Genomic DNA, 26,054 nt, shown 5'->3' with positions numbered 1-26,054 from the left:
GTTTCATCTTGTTATGCGCCAACCGTAATCGGTTGGGCCAGGTTCGGGCGCAGGGTGTCGGCAGCGCTTGCTGGCGCGACACCGGCCTCGAACTCGGACCGGAAGTATTTGATGGCACTGCCCAAGGGCTCGACGGCACCCGGTGCGTGAGCACAGAAGGTACGGCCTGGGCCGAGGAAGTTGACCAGGCCCAGCAGCGTCTCGATGTCTTCGGCGCGGCCCTGGCCTTTTTCCAGGGCGCGCAGCATCTTCACGCTCCATGGCAGGCCATCACGGCATGGAGTGCACCAGCCGCACGACTCGCGGGCGAAGAACTCCTCCATGTTGCGCAGCAGCGAAACCATGCTGACGCTGTCGTCCACGGCCATGGCCAGGCCCGTACCCATGCGGGTACCCACCTTGGCGATGCCACCGGCATACATCTGTGCGTCGAGGTGCTCGGGCAACAGGAAGCCAGTACCGGCGCCACCCGGCTGCCAGCACTTGAGCGTGAAGCCGTCGCGCATGCCACCGGCGTAGTCCTCGAACAGCTCGCGGGCAGTCACGCCGAATGGCAGTTCCCACAGGCCCGGGTTTTTCACCTTGCCGGAGAAGCCCATCAGCTTGGTACCGTGGTCCTCGCTGCCTTCACGGGCCAGCGCCTTGTACCAGTCGTTGCCGTTGGCGACGATGGCCGGCACGTTGCACAGGGTCTCGACGTTGTTCACGCAGGTCGGCTTGCCCCACACACCCACGGCGGCAGGGAAGGGCGGCTTGGAGCGCGGGTTGGCGCGGCGGCCTTCCAGCGAGTTGATCAGTGCGGTTTCTTCGCCGCAGATGTAGCGCCCGGCACCGGTGTGCACGAACAGCTCGAAGTCAAAACCGCTGCCCAGCACGTTCTTGCCCAGCAGGCCGGCGGCCTTGGCTTCATCGATGGCGCGATTAAGGTTCTTGGCGGCGGTGGTGTATTCGCCACGCAGGAAGATATAGCCGCGGTAGGCCCTCAGGGCCCGCGCACTGATCAGCATGCCTTCGATCAGCAGATGGGGCTGTTGCTCCATCAGCATGCGGTCCTTCCAGGTGTTGGGTTCCATTTCGTCCGCGTTGCACAGCAGGTAGCGGATGTTCATGGATTCGTCTTTGGGCATCAGGCCCCACTTGACGCCCGTGGGGAAGCCAGCACCACCCCGGCCCTTGAGGCCGGAGTCCTTGACTGCCTGCACGATGTCGTCCTGCGACATCTGCGCCAAGGCCTTGCGGGCACCGGCGTAGCCGTTCTTGGACTCGTACTCGGCCAGCCAGACCGGTTCGCCGTCTTCACGCAGGCGCCAGGTCAAAGGATGGGTTTCGGCCGAACGCGCAATGCGGTTGGCCGGGCCGAAGGAAGTAATGGTCATACGTAACCCTCCAGCAGCTTGGTGACGCCGGCAGGCTGCACGTCGCCAAAGGTGTCGTCGTCGATCATCAGGGCCGGGGCCTTGTCGCAGTTGCCCAGGCAGCACACCGGCAGAAGGGTGAAGCGCCCGTCGGCAGTGGTCTGGCCCAGGCCGATGCCCAGCTCGCTCTGGATCTGGCTGACGACCGATTCATGGCCGCCGATGTAGCAGACCATGCTGTCGCACACGCGGATGATGTGGCGGCCAACGGGCTGGCGGAAGATCTGGCTATAGAAGGTGGCCACACCTTCCACGTCGCTGGCCGGGATGCCCAGCACTTCGCCGATGGCGTGAATGGCGCCGTCCGGCACCCAGCCACGTGCCTTTTGCACGATCTTTAAGGCTTCGATGGACGCCGCACGCGGGTCCTCGTAGTGGTGCATTTCGTGCTCGATGGCCGAGCGCTCGGTTTCGCTCAGGGCGAAACGGTCGGTTTGGATAAGCGTGCTGTTCATGCTTAGCGGTCCACGTCAGCCATAACGAAGTCGATACTGCCCAGGTACGCAATGAGGTCGGCGACCATGCTGCCCTTGATCACCGAAGGGATCTGCTGCAGGTGCGGGTAGCTCGGCGTCCGGATGCGGGTGCGGTAGCTCATGGTGCCGCCATCGCTCGTCAGGTAGTAACTGTTGATGCCCTTGGTCGCCTCGATCATCTGGAACGACTCGTTGGCCGGCATCACCGGGCCCCACGAGACTTGCAGGAAGTGGGTGATCAAGGTTTCGATGTGCTGCAGGGTGCGCTCTTTGGGCGGCGGCGTGGTCAGCGGGTGGTCCGCCTTGTACGGGCCTTCCGGCATGTTGCGCAGGCACTGGTCGATGATGCGGATACTCTGGCGCATCTCTTCAACACGGACCATGCAACGATCGTAGGCGTCGCCGTTGTGGGCCAGCGGTACTTCGAACTCGAAGTTCTCGTAGCCGGAGTACGGGCGGGCTTTGCGCAGGTCGAAGTCGCAACCGGTGGAACGCAGGCCGGCACCGGTGGTGCCCCACGCCAGGGCTTCCTGGGTGTTGTAGGCCGCGACGCCGATGGTACGGCCCTTGAGGATGCTGTTTTGCAGGGCCGCCTTGGTGTACTCGTCCAGGCGCTTGGGCAGCCATTCGACGAAGTCCTTCACCAGTTTGTCCCAGCCGCGCGGCAGGTCGTGGGCAACGCCACCGATGCGGTACCAGGCCGGGTGCAGGCGGAAACCGGTGATCGCCTCGATCACGGTGTAGGCGCGCTGGCGGTCGGTGAAGGTGAAGAACACCGGGGTCATGGCGCCTACGTCCTGGATGTAGGTACCCAAGAACAGCAGGTGGCTGGTGATACGGAAGAACTCGGCCAGCATGATGCGGATCACATCGACCTTCTGCGGCACCTGGATGCCGGCCAGCTTCTCGACCGCCAGTACGTAAGGCAGGTTGTTCATCACCCCGCCCAGGTAGTCGATGCGGTCGGTGTAGGGGATGAAGCTGTGCCAGGACTGGCGCTCGGCCATTTTTTCGGCACCACGGTGGTGGTAGCCGATGTCCGGTACGCAGTCGACGATCTCTTCACCGTCCAGCTGCAGCACGATGCGGAAGGCACCGTGGGCCGAAGGGTGGTTGGGGCCCAGGTTGAGGAACATGTAGTCCTCGTTGGCGCCCTGGCGCTTCATGCCCCAGGCCTCTGGGTTAAAGCGTGCCGACTCTTCTTCAAGCTGCTGCTTGGCCAGGGTCAGGCTGTAGGGGTCGAACTCGGTGGCGCGGGCAGGGTAGTCCTTGCGCAGCGGGTGACCTTCCCAGGTGGGCGGCATCATGATGCGGCTCAGGTGCGGGTGGCCGGCAAAGTCGATGCCGAACATGTCCCACACTTCGCGTTCGTACCAGTTGGCGTTCGGCCAGATGCTGGTGACCGAAGGCAGGTTCAGGTCGCCTTCGCTGAGCGACACCTTGATCATCACGTCGCTGTTTCGTTCGATGGACAGCAGGTGGTAGAACACGCTGAAGTCGGCCGCCGGCAGGCCACGGCGCTGGGTGCGCAGGCGTTCGTCAACGCCGTGCAGGTCGTACAGCATGCTGTACGGTTTGGCGACGCCGCGCAGGAAGCTGAGCACCTCTTTGAGCTGGGCGCGCTTGACCCACAGCACGGGCATGCCGGTGCGGGTTTCCTGGGCGACGAATGCTTCGGCGCCAAAACGGTTATGCAATTCGACGACCACATCCTGGTCGTCTGCCTTGTAGGGCGGAATGAAAATAGCGTTGTCCGCTGTCATGGTCTCGGTCGCTTTGGGTCAGCGTTAAGAATGAAGCCAGGCCGCCGGCTCCTTGAGGAGCGGGCGGCAGGTCGCTGGATCAGACTTCGTCGGGGCTGCGCAGGTTGGTGACGGCAATGCGCTGCTCACGACGCAGGTCTTTCTGGGCGGGCATCTCGGCACGGTAAATGCCTTGATCACCCACTACCCAGGAAAGCGGGCGTCGTTCCTGGCCGATCGACTCCTGCAGCAGCATCAGGCCCTGCAGGAACGCCTCAGGGCGTGGCGGGCAGCCAGGCACGTAGACATCCACGGGGAGGAACTTGTCGACCCCCTGAACGACCGAGTAGATGTCATACATGCCGCCGGAGTTGGCGCACGACCCCATGGAAATGACCCACTTGGGTTCGAGCATCTGCTCGTACAGGCGCTGGATGATCGGCGCCATCTTCACGAAGCAGGTACCGGCGATGACCATGAAGTCGGCCTGACGCGGCGAGGCCCGGATGACTTCGGCGCCGAAGCGGGCGATGTCGTGGGGTGCCGTGAAGGCCGTGGTCATTTCCACGTAGCAGCAGGACAGGCCGAAGTTGTATGGCCACAGGGAGTTCTTGCGGCCCCAGTTGACCGCCCCACGCAGCACATCTTCGAGTTTCCCCATGTAGATGTTCTTGTGGACCTGGTCCTCTAGCAGTTGATCGGTGACGGTTTCCCGCTCACCGACCGGGTACTGCTCGTTGGGCGCATCCGGATCGATTCTGGTGAGATTGTATTGCATGCCAAAGCCTCATTGTTTCAGCTTCGCTTGCCGCTTGCGGCGCCCTTCGGGAGCCCAATCAAGAGCCCCGACGCGCCATAGGTAGACAAGACCTGCCAACAGAATTGCTATGAAAACGAGTGCTTCGACGAACCCGGTCCAGCCGCTTTCGCGGACGGACACAGACCATGCAAAGAGAAAGAGGGCTTCGATATCGAAGATCACGAACAGCATCGCGACCAGATAGAATTTGGCGGACAGGCGCAGGCGGGCGCTGCCAACAGGCAGCATGCCGGATTCGAAGGGTTCGTTCTTGGCGCGGCCCCAGGCCTTGCTACCGAGCAGGCTGGACAGGCCGAGCATGAAGGCACACAGGCCGACGACACCCAAAAGGAAGATGGCAAAGCCCCAGTTGTGGGCGATGAGTCCTGCCGAATCGGACATGCTTGAGTTCCTTATACAGAGACCCAGCTCTGCAGTCTGAATTAAGTAGTACGGCGACCTGGTGTCGCAGACGCAGTGACCAAATGTCGCAGCTGAATCAATCGCGCTGATTTTATGGGTAAACCCGGTGCAAGTAAAATTTCTGTGGCAAATTTATTCGTAGGATTTAGTACAAAACACCTTTGTAACTGGCTGAAAGCCTTGAGATTCGGGGATTGCGGGCGGTTTTGTTAATTATGTTTCTTGCGAGTGGTAACGAATTACAAATTTCGGAATGATAATTAATATCATTTGACTTGGTGCACTGTAATTTGGCTGTTCTGCACCTTGTAAAGTTCATGTGCCGAGTCCCCTACTTGCAAATGCGAAAAGCGCGTGTTCTAGCAGTTTTTGACCGGGCGGGTAGCGCGCCAGGTCAATGGTTTGTCGGTTGAGGGGTCAGGTTGTGTTGTCTCAAGCATAGACCTGATCCTGGGTTTTGCCGGGGATGGCTTTTGGGGTGGGGCTGGTATGTGATTGGCGGAAGAGGTGTGGCGCTTGTGAGAGCGAGCGCCGCCGCACAACCCAAACCGGCCACATCTGCGCAAATAACGGCTATCTGGCGCCATGCAAAAAAGGCCCGAGGCTTTCGCAAGCCCCGGGCCTTCATTCAACCGCAACCCACTATCAGTGGAATTGCTCTTCCTCGGTAGAGCCGGTCAGCGCCGTCACCGACGACGCCCCACCCTGGATCACGGTGGTCATGTCATCGAAGTAGCCGGTGCCCACTTCCTGCTGGTGCGCCACGAAGGTGTAGCCCTTGCTGGCGTCAGCGAATTCCTGCTCCTGCAGCTTCACGTAGGCGGTCATGTCGTTACGGGCGTAGTCATGTGCCAGGTTGAACATGCCGTGCCACATGTTGTGGATACCCGCCAGGGTGATGAACTGATGCTTGTAGCCCATGGCCGACAGCTCGCGCTGGAACTTGGCGATGGTCGCGTCGTCCAGGTTTTTCTTCCAGTTGAAGGAAGGCGAGCAGTTGTACGACAGGATCTGGTCCGGGTACTCCTTCTTGATCGCTTCGGCGAAGCGGCGGGCTTCGTCCAGGTCTGGCTTGGCGGTTTCGCACCAGATCAGGTCGGCATACGGCGCGTAGGCCAGGCCGCGGGCGATGGCCTGGTCAAGGCCGGCGCGCACCTTGTAGAAGCCTTCACGGGTACGCTCGCCAATGACGAATGGCTGGTCGTACGGGTCGCAGTCGCTGGTCAGCAAGTCGGCAGCGTTGGCGTCGGTCCGGGCCAGGATGATGGTGGGCACACCCGCCACGTCGGCAGCCAGGCGCGCAGCCACCAGCTTCTGAACAGCTTCCTGGGTAGGCACCAGTACCTTGCCACCCATGTGGCCGCATTTTTTCACCGAGGCCAGCTGGTCTTCGAAGTGCACACCGGCAGCGCCTGCCTCGATCATGTTCTTCATCAGCTCGTAGGCGTTCAGCACACCGCCAAAGCCGGCTTCGGCGTCGGCCACGATCGGCGCGAAGTAGTCGATGTAGCCATCGTCACCCGGGTTCTTGCCGGCCTTCCACTGGATCTGGTCGGCGCGGCGGAACGAGTTGTTGATGCGCTTGACCACGGTGGGTACAGAGTCAACCGGGTACAGCGACTGGTCGGGGTACATCGACTCGGCCGAGTTGTTGTCGGCAGCAACCTGCCAGCCCGACAGGTAGATGGCCTGGATGCCGGCTTTTACCTGCTGCACGGCCTGGCCGCCGGTGAGGGCGCCCATGCAGTTGACGAAGTCTTTTTCTGGGCGGAAGGACGGGTGGGCACCTTGGGTGACCAGCTTCCACAGTTTTTCGGCACCCTGGCGCGCCAGGGTGTGCTCCGGCTGCAGGGAGCCACGCAGGCGAACGACATCGGCGGCGGTGTAGGTACGGGTCACGCCTTTCCAGCGCGGGTTCTCGGCCCAGTCTTTTTCGAGGGCTGCAATTTGCTGTTCGCGTGTCAGTGCCATGGAAATAAACCTCGTCGCATCGATCTTGGGGTAATTGTGCTGATGCTCGGGGCCGGTCAGGGGCCAGGCGGTTGTCCTGTATGCAGGCGTGCGACGACGAAGGTGAAGGCGCGAAGGGGAAGGGTGTGCAGGCCAGGCAAACATGTGCTTCGGCAGGTCGGCTCGTGGTTGCCTTGCTGCCCAGCGCTGCGGTTGCCAGTACTGCGGTGATGCGCTTCCGTCCCTCGGGACAACTTCTTCGTTGCAGTCGCAATCCTGTCGAACCGCCTTGTGGGCCGTGTGGACGCGAGGTTACCCCTGGGGTGAGCGGAGTGCACCTCGAAGGCCCCGTTCAGGGCCCCTGATTAGCGGGAGCGAGGCCATCATGCCCTTGGTAAAAAGAGCCTGTCAAACGTTTTGTAGTGCTTTTTTTGGTCTACTACATCTTTGGTCTAATACGACTCGTCAGTCAGTTTCAAGGCCGTTGGTCGAGCCCTTGAGTGGCCTGGATTCACTCCAGAAGCTCCACTTTCACCCGCAGCGTCATGCTATCCCCCCGCTGCGTGCCGTAAGTGCGGCTTGAATCGCTACGCCCTGCGATGCTTTGCGGGTTGTACCCTGCCAGGGGCAACCACTCGCCGAGCTTGCCGGTGACGGTCGTGTCGGTACTCTGTACTTTCACTACATCAGCACGTTCGCTGCTCATTCGGTCATTATTGGTGCTTATTTGCAGCCTGACGGTGTCGCCGCTCAGGCTTGGGGTCACGTAAAAACCCTGGGTTACATTGCGGTACTGGGTATCACTGCGCAGGCGCCCGTAGTCATCGGTGCCCACCTGGGTAATAGGGATGCTCTGGCCCAGTTGAATCAGTGCCGGTTGCCCCTCGCTGGCCTGGATTTGTTGCACGCCCCCTTCGCGGTTCTGCGTGCTGTGGCGGATGACCTGGCCGTTGCCGCGGTTATCCTGGTAGTTGCTGTCGTCATTGTCCACGCTGATGAGCAGGCGTTTCGGGGCGGTGTCCAGCTGCTGCAACAAGGTGCGCAAATCATCGATGCGCTGCGTACTGGCGTTCACTACCAGCTTGTTCTCGAAGGCGGTCACCGTTCCATCCCCGCCGATGAATGCCTTGGCGGTAGGCAGCAGTTCGGCGCTGCTGCGGTGTTGCAGTGGCAGTACCTCGGTGGCGGCGTGGGCAGCAAAGCTGGCAATGAGCAGCAGGCCGAAGGCAAGAGGGCGTAGCGGCATGGCGTTGATCCCCGCATGGTGGAATAGGCATGTTGGCAAATCTAAAGCACTGTGGCTGAGCCTGAGTGATCCAGGCCCCATTATCTATATTTATCCGTTAAGCTATAAAATATAGTCCGCTAGATAATAAAGGATAAACCTATGAGCCCGTCCCGCCCCATTTTCCGCCGTACCGCGCTGGCAGAGACCCTGGTGCGCGACCTTGCCGGTGAATCACTGGTGGATTACAGCTCGGGTATGTTCCTGGCCGCGCCCAGGCGCACCGGCAAGAGCACCTTCCTCAACAACGACCTTGTGCCGGCGTGCGTGCAGCGCGGCTGGTTGCCGGTATACGTCGACTTGTGGTCGGACCGCGATACGGACCCGGCCGAACTCATCAGCGGGGCCATCGGCACGGCACTGGCTGGCTTCGAGGGTACGCTGGCCAAAACGGCGAAGAAGGCCGGCATCGACAAGATCAACCTGCTGCGTACCTTGAGCTGGGACTTTACCCGGCCGCAACTGCCTGCCGGCACGACCCTGGCACAGGCACTGGCCGTGCTGCACCAGGTGGCTGGCCAAATGGTCATCCTGATCATCGACGAAGCCCAGCATGCACTCAACAGCGCAGGCGGGCTGAATGCCATGTTTGCCCTGAAGGCTGCGCGCGACCAGCTTAACCGGGGTGACCGGCCAGACGGCTTGCGCCTGGTATTCACAGGTTCCAGCCGCGACAAGCTGGCCAACCTGGTGCTCAAGAGCAAACAGCCGTTCTACGGCGCCAGCATTACCCCGTTTCCCTTGCTGGGGCGTGATTTTGTCGAGTTCATCACCCAGGTGTGGAACAGCCGGCTGGCAGACAGCAACCAGTTCAAGGTCGATGACCTGGAGGATGCCTTCGAGCGGGTAGGGCGGCGGCCAGAAATGCTCGGCAAGCTGCTGGCTGAGGTAAGCGTGGGGCTCGGCGCGGCGGGGAACCTGGGGGCGCTGTTGCGTACGGGGGCGCTGAACCACCAAGCCGGCGTGTGGAGCGACTACGAAAGTGCCTGGAACGACCTGTCGCCGCTGCAGCAGGCGGTGTTGGCGGTGATGGCTGGGCGGGCGCTGGCCGGCCAGCCTTTCACGCCGTTCAGCGAGCAGACCCTGGCCGACGTAAACCGCACCCTTGAGCGCCAGCAGGCGGAACCCAATGCCAGCACGCCGAACGTACAAAAAGCTTTGGACGCGTTGCGCGAAAAGGAACTGGTGTGGAAGGCCAACCGTGGCGAGTACGCGCTGGAAGATGCCTCCATGGCCGAGTGGCTGGTGAAAGGCAGTTTGGCGTAGGTGTCACCCCGGGCAGGCCGCTAACGATGAACGGTGGCCGCTGTCAGACAAATTCCGTAACATCGCGCCCCTGCTTTTTCACTGCCCTTCGCGGGCCGCAATACAGGATGCTCATGAAACCTGCCAACCAACGTGCCGACCTGCTGGCCGGCCTGACGACTTCGTTTGCGCTGGTGCCTGAGTGCATCGCCTTTGCCCTGGTGGCCCACCTCAACCCGCTGATGGGCCTGTACGGCGCGTTCATCATCTGTACCCTGACTGCGCTGTTCGGTGGCCGGCCGGGGATGATCTCCGGTGCTGCGGGCTCGATGGCCGTGGTGATCGTGGCGCTGGTGGTGCAGCACGGCGCCCAATACCTGCTCGCAACAGTATTGCTGGGCGGTGTGGTGATGATCCTGTTCGGTGTGTTGCGCCTGGGCAAACTGGTGCGCCTGGTGCCTTACCCGGTGATGCTGGGCTTCGTCAACGGCCTGGCCATCGTTATCGCCATGGCCCAGCTGGAGCACTTCAAGCAAGGCGAGCAATGGTTGACGGGCACGCCGTTGTACCTGATGGCCGGGCTGGTGGGCCTGACCATGCTGGTGGTCTACGGGCTGCCCAAGCTGACCCGCACGGTGCCCCCGGCGCTGGTGGCGATCCTCGGCGTGGGCCTGTTGGTGTACCTGCTCGACCTGCCCACCCGCACCCTGGGTGACATGGCGCACATTGCCGGTGGTCTGCCGCCGCTGGCGCTGCCCGATGTGCCCTGGAACCTGGAAACCCTGCGCATCATTGCCCCTTATGCGGTGCTGATGGCCATGGTCGGCCTGCTGGAAACCCTGCTCACCCTGAACCTTACCGATGAAATCACCGAGAGCCGCGGCTACCCCGACCGCGAGTGCGTGGCGTTGGGTGCGGCGAACATGGTGTCTGGCCTGTGCGGCGGCATGGGCGGCTGCGCGATGATCGGGCAAACCGTGATCAACCTCAGTTCCGGTGGCCGTGGCCGCTTGTCGGGGGTGGTCGCCGGGGTGATGATTCTGCTGTTCGTGTTGTTTCTGTCGCCACTGATCGAGCGGATTCCGCTGGCCGCGCTGGTGGGCGTGATGTTCGTGGTGGCCCAGCAGACGTTTGCCTGGGCATCGCTGCGGGTGTTGCACAAAGTGCCGGCCAGCGACGTTCTGGCAATCATTGCGGTGACCATCGTCACGGTGCTGACCGACCTGGCCATGGCTGTGCTGTTCGGCATCATTGTCGCGGCGCTGAACTTTGCCTGGCAGCATGCGCGGGAGTTGTATGCCGACAGCCATGATGACGGGGAGGGCGGCAAGCGTTACCAGGTGCATGGCACGCTGTTCTTTGCCTCCACTACGTCGTTTCTCAACCAGTTCGACACGCCCAACGACCCCGCCCAGGTTACGCTGGACTGCCAGCACCTGAGCTTTGTCGATTACTCGGCCATTGCCGCCTTGAAAACCCTGCGTGAACGCTATGCAAAGGCCGGCAAGCATTTGCGGGTGGTGCACCTGTCTGAGCGGTGCAAGAAGCTGTTGAAGCGGGCAGGGGAGCAGCATTAACGGTTCAGGGCGGGCTGTTTACAGCTAAAACCGCCCCTACCCGCCGCGGTTTTTCTTGACGAGGGTGTCGGCGATGCTGGCCGGTGCCTCGGCATAGCGGGTGAACTCCATGGAGAAGCTCGCCCGGCCCTGGCTCATCGAGCGCATCGACGTGGCGTAGCCGAACATCTCGCCCAGCGGCACTTCCGCGCGGATGACCTTGCCGGCCGGCGTTTCATCACCATCCTGGATAATGCCCCGGCGCCTGCTGAGGTCACCCAGGATGTCCCCCTGGTACTCCTCTGGGGTGACCACCTCTACCTTCATCACCGGCTCCAGCAATACCGCGCCCCCTTGTTGTGCCAGTTGCTTGGTGGCCATGGAGGCGGCGATCTTGTAGGCCATCTCGTTGGAGTCCACGTCGTGATAGGAGCCGTCATACACCGCAGCCTTCAGGTTGATGAGCGGGTAGCCGGCCAGCACGCCGTTCTTCATCTGTTCTTCGATGCCTTTCTGAATGGCCGGGATGTATTCCCTTGGCACCACGCCGCCCACAATCTCGTTGATGAACGTTAGCCCCTCGGTGCCTTCGTCACCCGGCGCAAAGCGAATCCAGCAATGGCCATACTGGCCACGGCCACCCGACTGGCGAACGAAGCGGCCTTCAATCTCGCAGGTGTTGCGAATTTTTTCGCGGTACGCCACCTGCGGCTTGCCGATGTTGGCCTCCACGTTGAACTCGCGGCGCATGCGGTCGACGATGATGTCCAGGTGCAGCTCGCCCATGCCGGAGATGATGGTCTGGCCGGTTTCCTCATCGGTGCGTACGCGAAACGACGGGTCCTCCTGGGCCAGCTTGCCCAGGGCGATGCCCATTTTTTCCTGGTCGGCCTTGGTCTTGGGTTCTACCGCCACGGAAATCACCGGGTCGGGGAAATCCATGCGTTCCAGCACGATGGGCTTGTCCAGGTCGCACAGGGTATCGCCGGTGGTCACGTCCTTCATGCCGATCAGCGCGGCAATGTCACCGGCGCACACGTCCTTGATTTCTGCACGCTGGTTGGCGTGCATCTGCACCATGCGGCCAATGCGCTCCTTTTTGCCCTTCACCGAGTTGAGCACGGCATTGCCAGAGCTGAGCACGCCGGAATAGACCCGGGCAAAGGTCAGCGTACCGACGAAGGGGTCGGTGGCAATCTTGAACGCCAGGGCCGAGAACGGCTCGTTGTCGTCGGCGTGGCGCTCCAGGTGCTTGGTGTCGTCGTCCGGGTGGGTGCCACGGATAGCCGGGATCTCGGAGGGGGCAGGGAGGTAGTCGATCACCGCGTCGAGCATCAGCGGCACCCCCTTGTTCTTGAACGATGAGCCCAGCACGGTGGGCACGATTTCGTTGTTCAGGGTGCGCTTGCGCAGGCCGGCCTTGATTTCGTCGGTCGTCAGCGGCTCGCCTTCCAGAAACTTCAGGGTGAGTGCGTCGTCGGCTTCGGCAGCAGCCTCCACCAGGTGCGCACGCCACTCATCAGCCAGCGCCTGCAGCTCAGCGGGGATGTCCTCTTCGCGGTAGCTGGTGCCCTGGTCGGCGTCGTTCCAGTAGATGGCTTTCATCTTCACCAGGTCGATCTGGCCCATAAAGTGTTCTTCGCTGCCAATGGCCAGCTGAATGGGCACCGGGTGATGGCCCAGGCGCTGGTCGATCTGCTTGACCACCCGCAGAAAGTCGGCGCCCTGGCGGTCCATCTTGTTGATGTAGGCCAGGCGTGGCACATGGTACTTGTTGGCCTGCCGCCACACCGTTTCGGACTGCGGCTCTACCCCGTCGGCGCCGCTGAACACCACCACCGCGCCATCGAGCACGCGCAGCGAACGCTCCACCTCGATGGTGAAGTCGACGTGGCCGGGGGTGTCGATGATATTGAAGCGGTACTTGTGGGCGAACTGCTTGGCCGAGCCCTGCCAGAACGCCGTGGTGGCGGCTGAAGTGATGGTGATGCCGCGCTCTTGCTCCTGGGCCATCCAGTCCATGGTCGCGGCGCCGTCATGCACCTCGCCCATCTTGTGGTTGACCCCGGTGTAGAACAGGATTCGCTCGGTGGTGGTGGTTTTGCCGGCATCCACGTGGGCAACGATGCCAATGTTGCGGTACAGCTCGATGGGGGTTGTGCGGGCCATGACAGACTACCTGCGCAGAGGCGGATCCCCCCACGTTAGCAGATGCGGGGGATCCTGCCGTACCGCCTGGCTGTCAGTCGGCCGGGGCCTGCAACTGCCACTGGCCGTCCACTTCGCGGGCCAGGCCACTGGCGGGCAACAGGGCCAGCAGGCGTGGGTGCAGGCTGGCCTCGGTGAAGGTTTTGACGGTGGTCAGGTCCAGCGGGCCGAACAGGCCCAGGTCAGCCTTGGTGTACGATAGCCAGGCCTTTTTCAGTACCTGGGCCACGTCGCTGGCGCAGGTGCTGGCGAAGCGCCGGTGCCATTGGCGGTTGTCGAAGGTAAAGTTGTGCGCAAGGCTGTAGCTGGCCTGGTCCTGGCCTTCGGTGCAGCGGTGGCAGCGGCACGGCCCTTCGCCGAAGGCATTGCGCAGGTAGCTGTTGAAATCCACCACAGGCTTGAGGGACAGGCGTTTGTCCACATCGAACAGGTCGGCGATCAGGGGTTCTTCGGCGCTCACTCGGTATCCTCGTGTGGTGTGGCGTGCATCGGCGGGCACCCTAACAGATCGGGGCAGGCAGATCATCTTTTGCAGGGCTGGCTGCAACATAGCTGGCCCCGTGATCAGGTCATTAGAGACAACCCCAACCACCTGCCGTACTCTACGCCCCTACAACCCTACCCACCCCCTGAGGTAACCCGTTTGAGCAGCAAGTACCCGTACACCGCCACCGTCACCATCAGCGCCGAAGACCGTGGCGGCGACGCCGAAGCGTCAGAAAATACGGCCATGCGCGTGGGCCTGGAGGCAGTGACCGAAACCTTGAAGAAGGTGCATTTCGTAGGCACCCTCGCTGCCCCGGACAAGCCAGCCACGCACATCTGCGTCACCCTGGAGAATGGCCTCACCTACTACGGCCCGATCGTGAACGGCCACGCCGAACTCGAAGGTGGCTGGATCGCGTTCGAGTCCGACATGCTCACCCCTGAAGAGCTGGGCCTGTAAGCCTCAGTTCAACGCCGCCAGGCACTGCTCGAGGATATCCAGGCCTTCTTCGAGCACCGCGGCCTCGATGGTCAGCGGTGCCAGCAGGCGGATGATGTGCCGGGCCTTGCCGCTGGGCATCAGCAGCAGCCCCTTGGCCCGCGCCGCTTCCAGCACCTTGGCCAGTTGGGCGGGCGCCGGCTTGCCCTCGGCGTCCACCAGCTCGATGCCACGCATGGCCCCCACGCCGGTCAGCCGGCCAAGCGCCGGGCACAGCCCGCTGGCCTTCCATTGCTCGAACCGCTGCGCAATGGCCTGGGTCTGGTGCTCACCCCAGGTCGCGATGTTGGCGTCGGTCATTTGCGCCAGGCTGGCCAGCGCTGCCGCACAGGCGATCGGGTTGCCGGAGTAGGTGCCGCCCAGGCCCCCCTTGGGCAGCGCGGCCAGTAGCGCCTGGCGGCCAACCAACGCCCCCAGCGGCATGCCGCCTGCAATGCTCTTGGCCAGCAGCACGAGGTCGGGCTCGATGCCCAGCCGGGTAAAGCCGAAGCGCTGGCCGGTGCGGCCAAACCCGGACTGGATCTCGTCAACGATCAGCAGAATGCCATGGCTATCACAGAAGCGGCGCAGCGCCTGGGCAAACCCAGGGTCCATGGCCAGGAACCCGCCTTCGCCCTGTACCGGTTCGAAAATGAACGCGGCCACGTCTTCTACGGCCAGCTCCACACTGAACAAGCGCTCCATGGCCGCCAGCGCCTGGTCACAGCTAACGCCGGTGTCGGCGCTGGGGTAGGGCAGGTGGTACACCGGGCCCGGTAATTCACCGACCCGCTGCTTGTAGGGCGCCACCTTGCCATTGAGGTTCAGGGTGGCCAGGGTGCGGCCGTGGAACCCGCCGTCGAACGCAATGACCGCGCGCTTGCCGGTGGCCGCGCGGGCTACCTTCAGGGCGTTTTCGGCCGCTTCGGCACCGCTGTTGGTCAGCATGCCTGCCACCGGGTAGCTGACCGGCACGAACTGGCTCAAGCGCTCCATCAATGCCAGGTAGGGGCCGTGCGGGGCGGCGTTGAATGCGTAGTGGGTCAGCTGGGCGGCCTGTGCCTGGATGGCCTGCACCACCGCTGGGTTGCAATGGCCCAGGTTGAGCACGCCGATGCCGCCGACGAAGTCGATGTAGCGCTTGCCGTCGGTGCCCCACACTTCGGCGTTACGGCCATGGGAAAGGGTGATGGGGTGAACGATGGCAATGGACTGGCTGATACTTTCCTGGAGCATGGGGACGGGCACCTGTGGTCGGTCAGGTGCTTATCCAAGCCTTTTGGCTGGTAGCCGCGCAAACGAATTATTCGATTGGGGTCATTCCGTGTATTCCTGCAAAATTGAGCTGAAGGGCAAGCTGAGCGCCGGGCTTCTTTGATGTAGTGGGGTTCTGTTAGCCGGTGATGAGGGCATGGGTACCCATATCATTCCCTAGCGGAATCACATACTTCTAAAAGGTCGTTTGTTGCCCCCCGTCGCAGGTTGAATACTGGCCCGGATCCATCAAAAGCATGGCCGATCCAGTAGAGGGTTCTCATGGCTTCCCCAAACAATAAGAAACAGCGTTCACTGCAACATGGCCTTACGTCCCGCCAGGTGTCGATGATTTCGATCGCCGGCATCATCGGCGCCGGCCTGTTCATCGGCTCGTCCAACGCGATTGCCACGGCAGGCCCCGCGATTCTCATCTCCTATGCCATGACCGGCCTGCTGGTGCTGCTGGTGATGCGCATGCTTGGGGAAATGGCCATTGCCAACCCCACCAGTGGCTCATTCTCCACCTACGCCAGCGAAGCCATCGGGCCGTGGGCCGGTTTTACCATCGGTTGGCTGTACTGGTGGTTCTGGGTGCTGATCATTCCGGTGGAGGCCATTGCCGGCGCCGATATCTTGCATGCGTACTTCCCTCAGGTGCCGTCCTGGCTGTTCGCTTTCGTGATCATGCTGGTGCTATCGGGCACCAACCTGGTCAGCGTCAAGAACTTCGGGGCCTTCGAGTACTGGTTCGCGCTGGTGAAGGTGGTGGCGATCATCGCCTTCATCGTGGTGTGCACCTTGGCCGTCACCGGCTTCTGGCCGCTGGCGCAGGTGTCCGGGGTCAGCCGCCTGTGGGACCAGGGCGGCTTCATGCCCAACGGTTTCGGCACTGTACTGGGCGGTGTGCTGATTACCATCTTCTCGTTCTTCGGTGCCGAAATCGTCACCATTGCTGCAGACGAAACGGCCAACCCCAAGGATAAGATCCGCCGTGCCACCAACCTGGTGGTGTACCGCATCGCCATCTTCTACCTGGCATCGATCTTCCTGGTGGTGTCGCTGGTGGCCTGGAACGACCCCGGGCTGAAAGCGGTGGGTTCGTTCCAGCGGGCACTGGAGGTGTTGAATGTGCCCGGTGCCAAGCTGCTGGTGGATGTGGTGGTGCTGGTGGCCGTGACCAGTTGCATGAACTCCGGCCTGTATACCGCCTCGCGCATGCTCTATTCGCTGGGTGCCCGCGGCCAGGCGCTCAGCGTTACCCGGCGCATCGCCGGCTCCGGCGTGCCGACCGTGGCGGTGGTGTTCTCTACCCTGGCCGGCTTTGCCGGGTGCCTGGTCAACTATGTGTTCCCGGGCAAGGTGTTCGGCTTCCTGCTGTCTACCACCGGTGCGATCGCCTTGCTGGTGTACCTGGTAATCGCCGTGTCGCAGTTGCGCATGCGGGCCCGCGCCGAACGGGAAGGGCGGCCGCTGGAGCTGAAGATGTGGCTGTTCCCCTGGCTGACCTGGCTGGTGATCGGCACCATCGTCATGGTGCTGGGGTACATGCTGTTCAGCGACGCCTACCGCTACGAGACGCTGATGACGGCAGCGGTGACGGCGTTCATTCTGCTGGTGTCGCTGACCCAGCGGCGCGGCGCGCAGCTTGCCCAAACGGCTTGAGGCTTCTGCTTTAATGGGGGCGTTGCGCGCCCCCATTCCAACAAGCACAGGAAGCGTATGAACCACACCCTCACTTGCCTGCAGGCCCTGGCTGCACCAGACGGTATCTGCTACGGCTGCGGTTGCGCCCACCCCAGCGGCCTGCACGTGCAAAGCCACTGGGATACAGACGGTATTCACCTGGTCTGCCGCCACACCCCCGACAGCACATTTACCGGTTGGCCCGGCCTGGTTTACGGCGGCCTGCTGGCAATGCTGGTGGACTGCCACTCCAACTGGACGGCCATGGCCTACCACTACCGCTGCGAAGGGCGCGAGCCTGGCAGCCTGCCCCGCATCGACTGCGTGACCGGCAGCCTCGGCCTGAACTACCTGAAGCCCACGCCCATGGGCGTCGAGTTGTTGCTCAAGGCCCGGGTAGAGGGGGAAGTGGGGCGCAAGAGCCGGGTGGTCTGCGAAGTGTGGGCCGGCGATACGCTAACCGTTACCGCCGATTCTGTTTTCGTACGGGTAGACACCGACAAGCTCAGGCTCAAGGCCCACGGGCACAGCTGAAGGCGTTCAGAACACCTGGCTCAACACCCAGTACAGGCAGCCGGCAAGCAACATGGCGGCGGGCAGGGTCAATACCCAGGCCATCAGCAGGTTCAGCAGTGTGCGTTTCTGCAGCCCTGAGCCGCTGGCCACCATGGTGCCGGCCACGCCCGAACTCAGCACGTGGGTGGTGGATACCGGCAAGCCGAACATGTCTGCCGCGCCGATGGTGCACATGGCCACTACCTCTGCCGAGGCGCCCTGGGCGTAGCTGAGGTGCTGCTTGCCGATCTTCTCGCCCACGGTAACCACAATGCGTCGCCAGCCCACCAAGGTGCCCAGCCCCAGGGCGATGGCCACCGCCACCTTGACCCACAGCGGAATGTAGCGGGTAGCGTCGTCCAGTGCCGCCTTGAACTGTTTCAGTTGCTGGGCAGTGGTGGCATCCAGCGCTACCAGCCGGTTCTTGTCGATCAGGCGGATGCTTTCGCTGGCCAGGTACATGTCATTGCGTATGTTGGCCATGGCCTCGGCGGGTACCCGCTTCAGCGAGCCGTAGCCTGCGACCTGCTCGCCAATCATGCCGCTGAGCGCGGCCAGCGCTGGCAGCAGTTGCGGGCTGGCCTGCGGCTGAACCAGAAACGCCGTGAGCACCTGGCGCGGGTCGCCCTGGATGGGCGCGGCACTGCCAAGCGCCTGCCGGGTACCCTGCGCTATGGCAGCAAAGCCTTGTGCCTGGTCATCCGGCATGGTCTTGTTGAGGGCATAGGCCATGGGCAAGGTACCCACCAGTATCAGCATGATCAGGCCCATGCCTTTTTGCCCATCGTTGGAGCCATGGGCGAATGACACACCGGTGCAGGTAAGGATGAGCACGCCGCGAATCCACCAGGGCGGTGGTGTGTTGCCTTCAGGCGCCTGGTACAGGGCCTTGCGCTTCACCAGCGCCCGCAGCGCCACCAGCAGCAGCGCGGCACAGGCAAAGCCAATCAGCGGCGAGAACAGCAGGGCGTAGCCCACCTTGCTGGCTTGCGCCCAATCCACGCCACTGGTGCCTGCCCGCCCGTGCATCAGGGCATTGGCCACCCCCACACCGATGATCGAGCCGATCAACGTATGGGACGACGAGGCCGGCAGCCCAAGCCACCAGGTGCCAAGGTTCCAGATAATGGCCGCCAGCAGCAGCGCGAAGACCATGGCGAAACCGGTGGTGGAGCCAACCTGCAGAATAAGCTCTACCGGCAGCAGGGCGACGATGCCGAATGCGACCGCGCCGCTTGATAGCAGCACCCCGAGGAAGTTGCACAACCCTGACCACACCACCGCAACGGGTGCCGGCAGGGCATGGGTGTAGATCACCGTGGCCACCGCGTTGGCGGTGTCATGGAAGCCATTGACGAATTCGAACCCCAGGGCGATCAGCAACGCCAGCCCAAGCAGCACAAAAGGGGTGAAGGTAGTGACCACGGTGCCGCTGGCGGTTACATCCTGCTTCAGGCTCCAGGCGGTGTAGGCAATGCAGGCAAGCAGTATGCCGAAAAACAGCAGTACAGCGGCGCGCCTAGGCCGATGTTGCAGTTGCGGGCGCGAATCACGCTGGGCCAGTTGCGGGTGCATGGCCAGTGACGGGGTTGCCATGGGGGCTCCAGTTGGCATTGGGCGAAGGTGCCGAATGGCCCCCAGCATAAAAACATACGCTGATGTCACCGTGACCTCGGTCAATGAAATACCCAGGCCGCAGGTAGCAGGTGGTGCTAGGTTGAAACTGAGGATGCCTGCACAATGATGGCCGCACGAAGGGTTCGGCTACCCGGCCTTTCACACTGCAGGTTTTCATAAAGGGCAAGTGAATGGCGCTGCAATTGACCCCCGCCACTGACCACGACCTGGATTTCGCCCGTAACCTCACCCGGCAAGCCATGCTGCCCTATTACCGGGAATACGACCTGCTGTGGGTTGAGCAGGCGTTCGACCAAGCCTGGGGCTGGCGCGAGCAGTGGCTGGTCACCCAGGGCGATACGGTGTTGGGTTTTTGCAGCCTGAGCCAGGACCGCCAGGCGCTGTTCATTCGCGAGCTGCACCTGTTGCCAGCGCACCGGGGCCGCGGCGTGGGTGCCTGGGTACTGGAAACCCTGGCCCAGTGGAGCCGCCAACGGCAACTGGGCTTGCTGCGGCTGATGGTGTTCCGCAGCAACCCTGCCAGGGGCCTGTACCAGCGCCACGGTTTCGTGGAAATGGGCGAGGACGAATGCTTCGTGCGCATGCAGCGCGTGATCGACCAATAACGCCAGGGTGGCTTGTGGTAGATGGGTTGCATCGGCATAGTGGCCCCATGGACCCATGTGGGGGTTGGCCCCCATGCACATGCCAAGGGATAAGGAGATGCCCGGATGAATGGAATCGGCCCGCGCCTGCGGGAAGAACGTGAAAGGCTGGGCATGACCCAGCGAGTATTCGGTGACATCGGCGGGGTTGAACCCAACGCTCAGGGCAAGTACGAAAGCGGCGAACGCACGCCGCGTGCGGACTACCTGGCAGCAGTGGCAGCCAGCGGGGTGGACGCGCTTTATGTGCTCAGTGGCCAGCGCACACCGCCCCCGCTGGCGGGCCTCAGCACGGGCGAAACCGGCCTGCTGAGTGCGTTCCGCCAGTTGCCGAGCGACGACCAGGCGGCGATCTGGCACCTGTTGGGGCGTTTGGCCGACGACAGGCAAGTGCAGCAGGGCACCAGGCGATCAGGCACCACCCGTCAGCCGTTTCTGACGGAAGCAAGGCGCTAGGCCCGCTGTGAAATTTTTTGTTAAGGTGGCGGGATCCAATCGCCCTGCTGAAGAGGTGTGTGCTTGATTAGGGTTTTGGTGGTCGATGACCACGATCTGGTACGAACCGGTATTACGCGCATGCTGGCCGATATCGACGGCCTGCAGGTGGTGGGTGAGGGTGATTCAGGCGAATCGGCGCTCAAGCTTGCCCGCGAGCTGAAGCCCGACGTGGTGCTGATGGACGTGAAAATGCCCGGCATCGGCGGCCTCGAAGCTACCCGCAAATTGCTGCGCAGCCACCCGGACATCAAGGTAATTGCCGTTACCGTCTGCGAAGAAGACCCGTTCCCCACGCGCCTGCTGCAAGCCGGCGCAGCAGGGTACCTGACCAAGGGCGCCGGCCTTGACGAAATGGTCCAGGCCATTCGCCTGGCCTTCGCCGGCCAGCGCTACATCAGCCCCCAGATTGCCCAGCAGTTGGCGTTGAAATCGTTCCAGCCCCAGGGCTCACCGTTCGATACGCTGTCTGAGCGCGAAATCCAGATCGCGTTGATGATTGTCGGCTGCCAGAAAGTGCAGATCATCTCCGACAAGTTGTGCCTCTCGCCCAAGACCGTCAATACTTACCGGTATCGGATCTTTGAAAAACTCTCGGTCACCAGCGACGTCGAACTGACCTTGCTGGCCGTTCGCCACGGTATGGTCGACGCAAGCCTGTAAACCTCATGTCCCAAGTTTTTGATGCCAGCGCATTCCTGGCGACCTGCAGCGGTCGCCCGGGCGTTTACCGGATGTTCGATGCCGACGCCCGGCTGCTGTACGTTGGCAAGGCCAAGAATCTCAAAAAGCGCCTGGCCAGCTATTTTCGCAAAACCGGCCTGGCGCCCAAAACGTCTGCGCTGGTAAGCCGTATCGCCCAGGTAGAAACCACCATCACCGCCAACGAAACCGAGGCGTTGCTGCTGGAGCAGAACCTGATCAAGCAATGGCGGCCGCCGTACAACATTCTGCTGCGCGACGATAAGTCCTACCCCTACGTGTTCCTGTCCGATGGCGAATTCCCCCGCCTGGGCATCCACCGTGGCGCCAAGAAGGCCAAGGGCCGCTACTTTGGTCCGTACCCCAGTGCCGGCGCCATTCGCGAGAGCCTGAGCCTGCTGCAAAAGGCATTTTCGGTGCGCCAGTGCGAAGACAGCTACTACGCCAACCGCACCCGGCCCTGCCTGCAGTACCAGATAAAACGCTGCAAGGGCCCCTGCACCAACCTGGTCACCCCCGAGGAATACGCCGAAGACGTGCGCCACTCGGTGATGTTTCTGGAAGGGCGCAGCCAGCAATTGGGCAACGAACTGAACGCCGAAATGGAAAAGGCCGCCATGGCCCTGAATTTCGAAAAGGCCGCCGAGCTGCGCGACCAGATCGGCCTGCTGCGCCGCGTACAGGACCAGCAGTACATCGAGGGCGGCACGGGCGACGTCGACGTCATCGCCGCCTTCGTCAACCCGGGCGGCGCCTGCGTGCACATGATCAGCGTGCGCGGCGGGCGGGTGCTGGGCAGCAAGAACTTCTTCCCCCAGGTGGGCATCGAGGAGGACGTGGCCGAGGTGATGGCGGCGTTCCTGTCCCAGTACTACGTGGGCAACCCCGAGCGCGAGCTGCCGGGCGAGCTGATCGTCAACGTGGTGCACGAAGACTTCGTCACCATCACCGAGGCGCTGCACGCCCTGCGCGGCCGCGAGCTCACCATCAGCCACCGGGTGCGCGGCACCCGCGCCCGCTGGCAGCAGCTGGCGGTGACCAATGCCGAACAGGCGCTCAACGCGCGCCTGGCCAACCGCCAGCACATGGCGGCCCGTTTCGACGCCCTGGCCGAAGTGCTGGGCCTGGACGAAGTGCCCCAGCGCCTGGAGTGCTACGACATCAGCCACTCCAGTGGCGAAGCCACCGTGGCCAGTTGCGTGGTGTTCGGCCCTGAAGGCCCGGTGAAGTCCGACTACCGCCGCTTCAACATCGAAGGCGTCACCGCAGGCGACGACTACGCCGCCATGCACCAGGCGCTGACCCGCCGCTATGGCCGCATCCGCGACGGCGAGGGCAAGCTGCCAGACGTGCTGCTGGTGGACGGCGGCAAAGGCCAGCTGAACATGGCCCGCGACGTGATGCAGGAGCTGGGCTTCAGCGAGCTGACCCTGCTGGGCGTTGCCAAGGGCGTCACCCGCAAGGCTGGCTTCGAAACCCTGTACCTGAACGACGTGCACCACGAATTCACCCTCAAAGGTGATTCCCCGGCGTTGCACCTCATTCAGCAGATCCGTGACGAAGCCCACCGCTTTGCCATTACCGGCCACCGCGCCAGGCGCGGCAAGGCACGGCGGGTGTCCAGCCTGGAAGATGTGGCCGGTGTCGGCCCGAAGCGCCGGCGCGACCTGCTGAAACATTTCGGCGGCCTGCAAGAGCTCAACCGCGCCAGTGTCGACGAGATCGCCAAAGCCCCGGGCATCAGTAAAAAGCTTGCCGAGTCGATTTATGCCAGCCTGCATAGCGAGTAGAATGCCGGGTTCAACCCGCGGCCAGTCGTACCGATGAATATTCCAAACCTGCTCACCGTTCTACGCGTTCTGCTCATCCCGATTTTCATCCTGCTGTTCTACATGCCGTACCACTGGAGTTACATGGCGGCCAGCAGCGTGTTCGCCGTAGCCGCCGCCACCGACTGGCTGGATGGCTACCTGGCGCGTCGGTTGCAGCAGAGCACCCCGTTCGGTGCCTTCCTCGACCCGGTGGCAGACAAGTTGATGGTGGCCGTGGCCCTGGTGCTGCTTGTGCAAACCCACGCCAACTTCTGGCTCACCCTGCCAGCGGCCGTTATCATTGGCCGCGAAATCGTGGTGTCGGCACTGCGTGAATGGATGGCCGAACTGGGCGCGCGGGCGCACGTGGCCGTGTCCAACCTGGGCAAGTGGAAAACTGCCGCACAAATGCTGGCGTTGGTGATTCTGCTGGGTAACCCACCGGCTGTTACCTTCTGGGTGATTCTGGGTTACGGGTTGTTGCTGGTGGCGGCGGGGCTCACCCTGTGGTCGATGGTGCATTACCTGCTGGCCGCCTGGCCGCACTTGCGCGAAGGCTCGGAGCAGAAATAAAAGTTTTTTTGAATCAAGGGGTTGACGCCGTTTTGGATATCGCTAAAATGGCACCCATCACGACGCGGGAATAGCTCAGTTGGTAGAGCACGACCTTGCCAAGGTCGGGGTCGCGAGTTCGAGTCTCGTTTCCCGCTCCAGTTATAGATCTACAGAGTTCCATGGAAGTCTGTAAGTCGTTGAAAAAGGGCCGAAAGGCCCTTTTTTCGTTCCAGCGAAAACCACCGAAAACCGGGGGTAGCCGGACAAAATGAGTCCAGAAATGAGTCCAGAATTGGAAATCGGCTCATTCGGTTTTCCGGTGGAGCAGGGTAGGTAACGAGACGAGCATTTGGCCTCTGACAGGTTCAGGAGGTCACCATGGCACTCACGGAAATGGCGATTCGGCATGCTCGAGTCACTGCCAAGGAGTACACGCTCGCAGACAGTGATGGCTTGTTCCTCAACGTCACTGCCCAGGGCAGCAAAATCTGGCATTTCCGTTATTACTGGGAAGGTCGGCAGAAGCGCATGTCCTTCGGCAGTTACCCGCAGGTGGGGTTGCGTGACGCGCGGGAGCGGCGAGATGAGGCACGAGCGCTGATTGCTCAGGGATTCAATCCCTGTGAACAACGCAAGCAGCAGCGTGTGGCCCTGCGCCTTGCCAATGATCAGACCTTCGATGCGGTGTTCGAGCAGTGGATTGCCTTTCGCAGGTTGAGTCTCAAAGAAGGGCGACAGAGCACGCTGTCGCAGATACTGCGCATTTTTGCCAAAGACATTCAGCCCTACATCGGCGAGCAGTCGATCCATGAGATCAATCGGCATGTACTCATGGATCTGCTCAGCCGTATCGAATGCAGGAAAGCCTTCACGACTGCGGAGAAGTGCCGGACCTGGCTCAATCAGTTGTTCCGCTACGCACTGGTACGCATAGCGGGCCTTGAACACAATCCTGCCGCAGATCTCGATGTGGTGGCGGTGCCCAAGCCGCCGGTGGAGCACAATCCCTTCCTGCGCATGGAGGAGCTTCCGCACTTCCTGGGTAAGCTGCGTGCGTTCCGCGGCTCGCAGCAGACGCAACTCGGTATCCGCTTGTTGCTGTTGACCGGCGTGCGTACTGGTGAGTTGCGTCTGGCGACCCCTGACCAGTTCGACCTGGAGCGTAGGCTTTGGATCATCCCGCCGGAAGTGGTCAAGCAGCTCCAGCTCAAGATGCGCAACACGCGCCGCCAAACCGCCAAGGTGCCGCCCTATATCGTTCCGCTGTCTATCCAGGCGGCCGAAGTCGTGCGCCTGTTGCTCGATCAGGTGGTGCCCGCTCAACGGCATTTGCTCACCCATCGAAGCGATCTGAGCAAGCGCATCAGCGAGAACACCCTGAACAGTGCGTTGCGACGTATGGGCTTTGCTGACCGGCTCACGGGGCACGGCGTGAGGGCGACGATCTCAACGGCACTCAACGAGATCGGTTACCCGAAGATCTGGATCGATGCGCAGCTGTCACATGCTGATCCGGACAAGGTGAGTTCAGCGTACAACCATGCGGAATACGTTGAGCAACGCCGTACGATGATGCAAGACTGGGCCAACCGATTAGATCTCTGGGTGCAAGGACATACCAAGGCGGCAGCCTCACCGTTAACTATTCGCTTGGAGGGGGTATCGCAGCTGTCGTTCGGGCTACAGAGTTTACTTCTCCCTCCCGTACGCAGTGGCATGAAACCAGAAATGAGTTCGTTAGACGTTGAAGGTAGTAAGGCTTTAGCGGATCGATTCGGCGCGTCGGAAGTGTCTGCCGTCCGGCTGGTTTCTGATATCCAAAGAGAGCGTGCGGAGATGCTTGAAATCTACGAAGCAGCGACCAATTTACCTCTTCTCTCTTTTGCACGGCTGGCTGGAAAATCGCGAGATCAAATCAACCGTGATATCAAGGCACGACGTCTGCTGTCACTTAGCTTGGGGAATCGGGGCCAGCGTATTCCAGACTGGCAGTTGGATCCGGTGAAGCATAAGCTGGTTCTGGCAATCTTCAAGTCGTTGCCTCAACTCGAAGCCTGGGAAGTCTACCGTCTGCTCAGTGAGCCACACGATAGGCTGAGAGGGCGTATACCGCTAGATGTGGTGCAAACAGAGAATTTTGAGACTACCTTGGCTTCACTGATTCGGGTGCGACAAATAGCATAGTTCGTGTTCGTCATTCTTTTTTGTATGGCTTACAATGGTCCGAATGTTTGGTTTATTTGTAGTGGTCTACTAACTCCGGACACCCATTTAGGCGAGAATGCTCGCCCCAGAGAGGTGTCTAATGACCAAGGCTGTACCTTTACCTGCAGTCAAGCAGCAGCTTGACAAGGCATTGGTGAAAATTTGTCACCATCACACCATTTATGTTATCTGGAGTTTCGCTGAGGTTGATCCGTGTGGCAGCGGTACTATCCTCAACTTTCATGGCGCTCCAGATACTGGCAAGACGCTGACCGCCGAAGCGTTTTCCGGAAGCATCGGTAACCGGCTTATCAGCGCGAGAATTGCCGACCTTGAAAGCAAGTTTGTGGGGGCACCTCAAAGAACATCGCCCAGCTATTCGAGTCGGTATGTGCCGAAGACGCCGTGTTGTTCCTGAGCGAGGCCGATGCGTTGTTGGGTAAACG

23 protein-coding genes and 1 tRNA gene are annotated in these 26,054 nt (G+C 61.8%); 13 read left to right on the top strand and 11 right to left on the bottom strand.

The window, feature by feature from the left end; translation table 11 throughout:
- Positions 1-11: 11 nt before the first annotated feature.
- The 7 genes from nuoF to APH25_RS06905 form a co-directional block, all read right to left on the bottom strand.
- Positions 12-1,376, bottom strand: coding sequence for an NADH-quinone oxidoreductase subunit NuoF (nuoF, locus tag APH25_RS06935; RefSeq protein ID WP_060481465.1), 1,365 nt, complete (start codon positions 1,374-1,376; stop codon positions 12-14).
- On the bottom strand, positions 1,373-1,870 hold the full coding sequence (nuoE, locus tag APH25_RS06930) for an NADH-quinone oxidoreductase subunit NuoE (protein WP_028632278.1): 498 nt from the start codon (positions 1,868-1,870) through the stop codon (positions 1,373-1,375). Before nuoE ends, nuoF begins: the two co-directional genes overlap by 4 nt.
- A 2-nt stretch (positions 1,871-1,872) precedes the next feature.
- Positions 1,873-3,654 carry an NADH-quinone oxidoreductase subunit C/D gene (gene nuoC / locus APH25_RS06925; protein WP_028632279.1) on the bottom strand — a complete coding sequence of 594 codons (1,782 nt, stop codon included), beginning with the start codon at positions 3,652-3,654 and terminating at the stop codon, positions 1,873-1,875.
- 79 nt (positions 3,655-3,733) lie between these two features.
- A complete protein-coding gene (locus APH25_RS06920) occupies positions 3,734-4,411 on the bottom strand; it encodes an NADH-quinone oxidoreductase subunit B family protein (RefSeq protein WP_008096180.1) in 678 nt (225 codons plus the stop codon).
- A 9-nt stretch (positions 4,412-4,420) separates the two neighbouring features.
- Positions 4,421-4,834: an NADH-quinone oxidoreductase subunit A gene (locus APH25_RS06915; protein WP_003251427.1), complete on the bottom strand. Its 414-nt coding sequence runs from the start codon at positions 4,832-4,834 to the stop codon at positions 4,421-4,423.
- Positions 4,835-5,500: 666 nt separating this feature from the next.
- Entirely contained in the window at positions 5,501-6,826 is a 1,326-nt protein-coding gene (aceA, locus tag APH25_RS06910; protein WP_028632280.1) for an isocitrate lyase, read from the bottom strand.
- A 490-nt stretch (positions 6,827-7,316) separates the two neighbouring features.
- Complete coding sequence (locus APH25_RS06905) at positions 7,317-8,051, bottom strand: secretin N-terminal domain-containing protein (RefSeq protein WP_060481464.1); 735 nt, start codon at positions 8,049-8,051, stop codon at positions 7,317-7,319.
- Positions 8,052-8,192: 141 nt separating this feature from the next.
- Between APH25_RS06905 and APH25_RS06900 the strand changes: the two genes are divergently transcribed.
- A complete protein-coding gene (locus APH25_RS06900; protein ID WP_028632282.1) occupies positions 8,193-9,356 on the top strand; it encodes a hypothetical protein in 1,164 nt (387 codons plus the stop codon).
- A 113-nt stretch (positions 9,357-9,469) separates the two neighbouring features.
- The gene (locus APH25_RS06895) at positions 9,470-10,912 is read left to right on the top strand and encodes a SulP family inorganic anion transporter (RefSeq protein ID WP_060481463.1); all 1,443 of its coding nucleotides are present in this window, start codon (positions 9,470-9,472) and stop codon (positions 10,910-10,912) included.
- 36 nt (positions 10,913-10,948) lie between these two features.
- Here the strand turns inward: APH25_RS06895 and fusA are convergent, their stop codons facing one another.
- Both fusA and APH25_RS06885 read right to left on the bottom strand, forming a co-directional pair.
- Positions 10,949-13,060: an elongation factor G gene (gene fusA, locus APH25_RS06890; protein ID WP_060481462.1), complete on the bottom strand. Its 2,112-nt coding sequence runs from the start codon at positions 13,058-13,060 to the stop codon at positions 10,949-10,951.
- 73 nt (positions 13,061-13,133) lie between these two features.
- Positions 13,134-13,559: a hypothetical protein gene (locus tag APH25_RS06885; RefSeq protein ID WP_060481461.1), complete on the bottom strand. Its 426-nt coding sequence runs from the start codon at positions 13,557-13,559 to the stop codon at positions 13,134-13,136.
- 183 nt (positions 13,560-13,742) lie between these two features.
- Here APH25_RS06885 and APH25_RS06880 point away from each other — a divergent pair, with 183 nt between their 5' ends.
- On the top strand, positions 13,743-14,045 hold the full coding sequence (locus tag APH25_RS06880; RefSeq protein WP_028632286.1) for a hypothetical protein: 303 nt from the start codon (positions 13,743-13,745) through the stop codon (positions 14,043-14,045).
- Positions 14,046-14,048: 3 nt separating this feature from the next.
- Here APH25_RS06880 and APH25_RS06875 read toward each other — a convergent pair whose 3' ends face one another.
- Positions 14,049-15,299, bottom strand: coding sequence for an aspartate aminotransferase family protein (locus APH25_RS06875; protein ID WP_060481460.1), 1,251 nt, complete (start codon positions 15,297-15,299; stop codon positions 14,049-14,051).
- A gap of 300 nt (positions 15,300-15,599) precedes the next feature.
- On the opposite strand from APH25_RS06875, the gene APH25_RS06870 reads away from it, so the two are divergent.
- Entirely contained in the window at positions 15,600-16,982 is a 1,383-nt protein-coding gene (locus tag APH25_RS06870) for an amino acid permease (protein ID WP_060481459.1), read from the top strand.
- A 57-nt stretch (positions 16,983-17,039) separates the two neighbouring features.
- Positions 17,040-17,537, top strand: coding sequence for a PaaI family thioesterase (locus tag APH25_RS06865; protein WP_028632289.1), 498 nt, complete (start codon positions 17,040-17,042; stop codon positions 17,535-17,537).
- A gap of 6 nt (positions 17,538-17,543) precedes the next feature.
- On the opposite strand, the gene APH25_RS06860 is transcribed toward APH25_RS06865, so the two are convergent.
- Entirely contained in the window at positions 17,544-19,154 is a 1,611-nt protein-coding gene (locus APH25_RS06860; protein ID WP_060481458.1) for an inorganic phosphate transporter, read from the bottom strand.
- Positions 19,155-19,366: 212 nt separating this feature from the next.
- Here APH25_RS06860 and APH25_RS06855 point away from each other — a divergent pair, with 212 nt between their 5' ends.
- The 8 genes from APH25_RS06855 to APH25_RS25875 all read left to right on the top strand — a co-directional run bounded on the left by APH25_RS06855 (position 19,367) and on the right by APH25_RS25875 (position 26,026).
- Positions 19,367-19,801 (top strand): GNAT family N-acetyltransferase, encoded by a 435-nt coding sequence (locus APH25_RS06855; protein WP_028632291.1) that lies wholly within the window; start codon positions 19,367-19,369, stop codon positions 19,799-19,801.
- Between the two features lie 105 nt (positions 19,802-19,906).
- Complete coding sequence (locus APH25_RS06850; protein WP_060481457.1) at positions 19,907-20,296, top strand: helix-turn-helix domain-containing protein; 390 nt, start codon at positions 19,907-19,909, stop codon at positions 20,294-20,296.
- Between the two features lie 63 nt (positions 20,297-20,359).
- Positions 20,360-20,998: a UvrY/SirA/GacA family response regulator transcription factor gene (gene uvrY, locus APH25_RS06845; RefSeq protein WP_028632293.1), complete on the top strand. Its 639-nt coding sequence runs from the start codon at positions 20,360-20,362 to the stop codon at positions 20,996-20,998.
- Between the two features lie 5 nt (positions 20,999-21,003).
- Positions 21,004-22,827, top strand: coding sequence for an excinuclease ABC subunit UvrC (gene uvrC, locus APH25_RS06840; protein ID WP_060481456.1), 1,824 nt, complete (start codon positions 21,004-21,006; stop codon positions 22,825-22,827).
- 33 nt (positions 22,828-22,860) lie between these two features.
- Entirely contained in the window at positions 22,861-23,421 is a 561-nt protein-coding gene (gene pgsA / locus APH25_RS06835) for a CDP-diacylglycerol--glycerol-3-phosphate 3-phosphatidyltransferase (protein ID WP_028632295.1), read from the top strand.
- A gap of 64 nt (positions 23,422-23,485) precedes the next feature.
- Positions 23,486-23,561, top strand: a tRNA-Gly gene (locus APH25_RS06830).
- Between the two features lie 220 nt (positions 23,562-23,781).
- Positions 23,782-25,587 (top strand): integrase arm-type DNA-binding domain-containing protein, encoded by a 1,806-nt coding sequence (locus tag APH25_RS06825; protein ID WP_012315212.1) that lies wholly within the window; start codon positions 23,782-23,784, stop codon positions 25,585-25,587.
- Positions 25,588-25,708: 121 nt separating this feature from the next.
- Positions 25,709-26,026 (top strand): AAA family ATPase, encoded by a 318-nt coding sequence (locus APH25_RS25875; protein ID WP_012315211.1) that lies wholly within the window; start codon positions 25,709-25,711, stop codon positions 26,024-26,026.
- Positions 26,027-26,054: the final 28 nt, after the last annotated feature.

This window comes from Pseudomonas sp. NBRC 111119 (genome assembly GCF_001320125.1).
GTDB lineage: Bacteria > Pseudomonadota > Gammaproteobacteria > Pseudomonadales > Pseudomonadaceae > Aquipseudomonas > Aquipseudomonas parafulva.
Note: the sequence above shows the minus strand (reverse complement) of the source record. Positions and strands in the feature narration are given on the sequence as shown.

Excerpts from the sequence above, each read along its gene's own strand:
- nuoC (WP_028632279.1), bottom strand. The coding sequence starts at position 3,654 with ATGACAGCGGACAACGCTATTTTCATTCCGCCCTACAAGGCAGACGAC.
- APH25_RS06915 (WP_003251427.1), bottom strand. The coding sequence starts at position 4,834 with ATGTCCGATTCGGCAGGACTCATCGCCCACAACTGGGGCTTTGCCATC.
- APH25_RS06870 (WP_060481459.1), top strand. The coding sequence starts at position 15,600 with ATGGCTTCCCCAAACAATAAGAAACAGCGTTCACTGCAACATGGCCTT.
- APH25_RS06825 (WP_012315212.1), top strand. The coding sequence starts at position 23,782 with ATGGCACTCACGGAAATGGCGATTCGGCATGCTCGAGTCACTGCCAAG.
- APH25_RS06860 (WP_060481458.1), bottom strand. The coding sequence starts at position 19,154 with ATGGCAACCCCGTCACTGGCCATGCACCCGCAACTGGCCCAGCGTGAT.
- fusA (WP_060481462.1), bottom strand. The coding sequence starts at position 13,060 with ATGGCCCGCACAACCCCCATCGAGCTGTACCGCAACATTGGCATCGTT.
- APH25_RS06855 (WP_028632291.1), top strand. The coding sequence starts at position 19,367 with ATGGCGCTGCAATTGACCCCCGCCACTGACCACGACCTGGATTTCGCC.
- APH25_RS25875 (WP_012315211.1), top strand. The coding sequence starts at position 25,709 with ATGACCAAGGCTGTACCTTTACCTGCAGTCAAGCAGCAGCTTGACAAG.
- nuoE (WP_028632278.1), bottom strand. The coding sequence starts at position 1,870 with ATGAACAGCACGCTTATCCAAACCGACCGTTTCGCCCTGAGCGAAACC.
- APH25_RS06895 (WP_060481463.1), top strand. The coding sequence starts at position 9,470 with ATGAAACCTGCCAACCAACGTGCCGACCTGCTGGCCGGCCTGACGACT.
- nuoF (WP_060481465.1), bottom strand. The coding sequence starts at position 1,376 with ATGACCATTACTTCCTTCGGCCCGGCCAACCGCATTGCGCGTTCGGCC.
- APH25_RS06905 (WP_060481464.1), bottom strand. The coding sequence starts at position 8,051 with ATGCCGCTACGCCCTCTTGCCTTCGGCCTGCTGCTCATTGCCAGCTTT.
- uvrC (WP_060481456.1), top strand. The coding sequence starts at position 21,004 with ATGTCCCAAGTTTTTGATGCCAGCGCATTCCTGGCGACCTGCAGCGGT.
- aceA (WP_028632280.1), bottom strand. The coding sequence starts at position 6,826 with ATGGCACTGACACGCGAACAGCAAATTGCAGCCCTCGAAAAAGACTGG.
- APH25_RS06875 (WP_060481460.1), bottom strand. The coding sequence starts at position 15,299 with ATGCTCCAGGAAAGTATCAGCCAGTCCATTGCCATCGTTCACCCCATC.
- APH25_RS06900 (WP_028632282.1), top strand. The coding sequence starts at position 8,193 with ATGAGCCCGTCCCGCCCCATTTTCCGCCGTACCGCGCTGGCAGAGACC.
- APH25_RS06850 (WP_060481457.1), top strand. The coding sequence starts at position 19,907 with ATGAATGGAATCGGCCCGCGCCTGCGGGAAGAACGTGAAAGGCTGGGC.
- pgsA (WP_028632295.1), top strand. The coding sequence starts at position 22,861 with ATGAATATTCCAAACCTGCTCACCGTTCTACGCGTTCTGCTCATCCCG.
- APH25_RS06865 (WP_028632289.1), top strand. The coding sequence starts at position 17,040 with ATGAACCACACCCTCACTTGCCTGCAGGCCCTGGCTGCACCAGACGGT.
- APH25_RS06920 (WP_008096180.1), bottom strand. The coding sequence starts at position 4,411 with ATGCAATACAATCTCACCAGAATCGATCCGGATGCGCCCAACGAGCAG.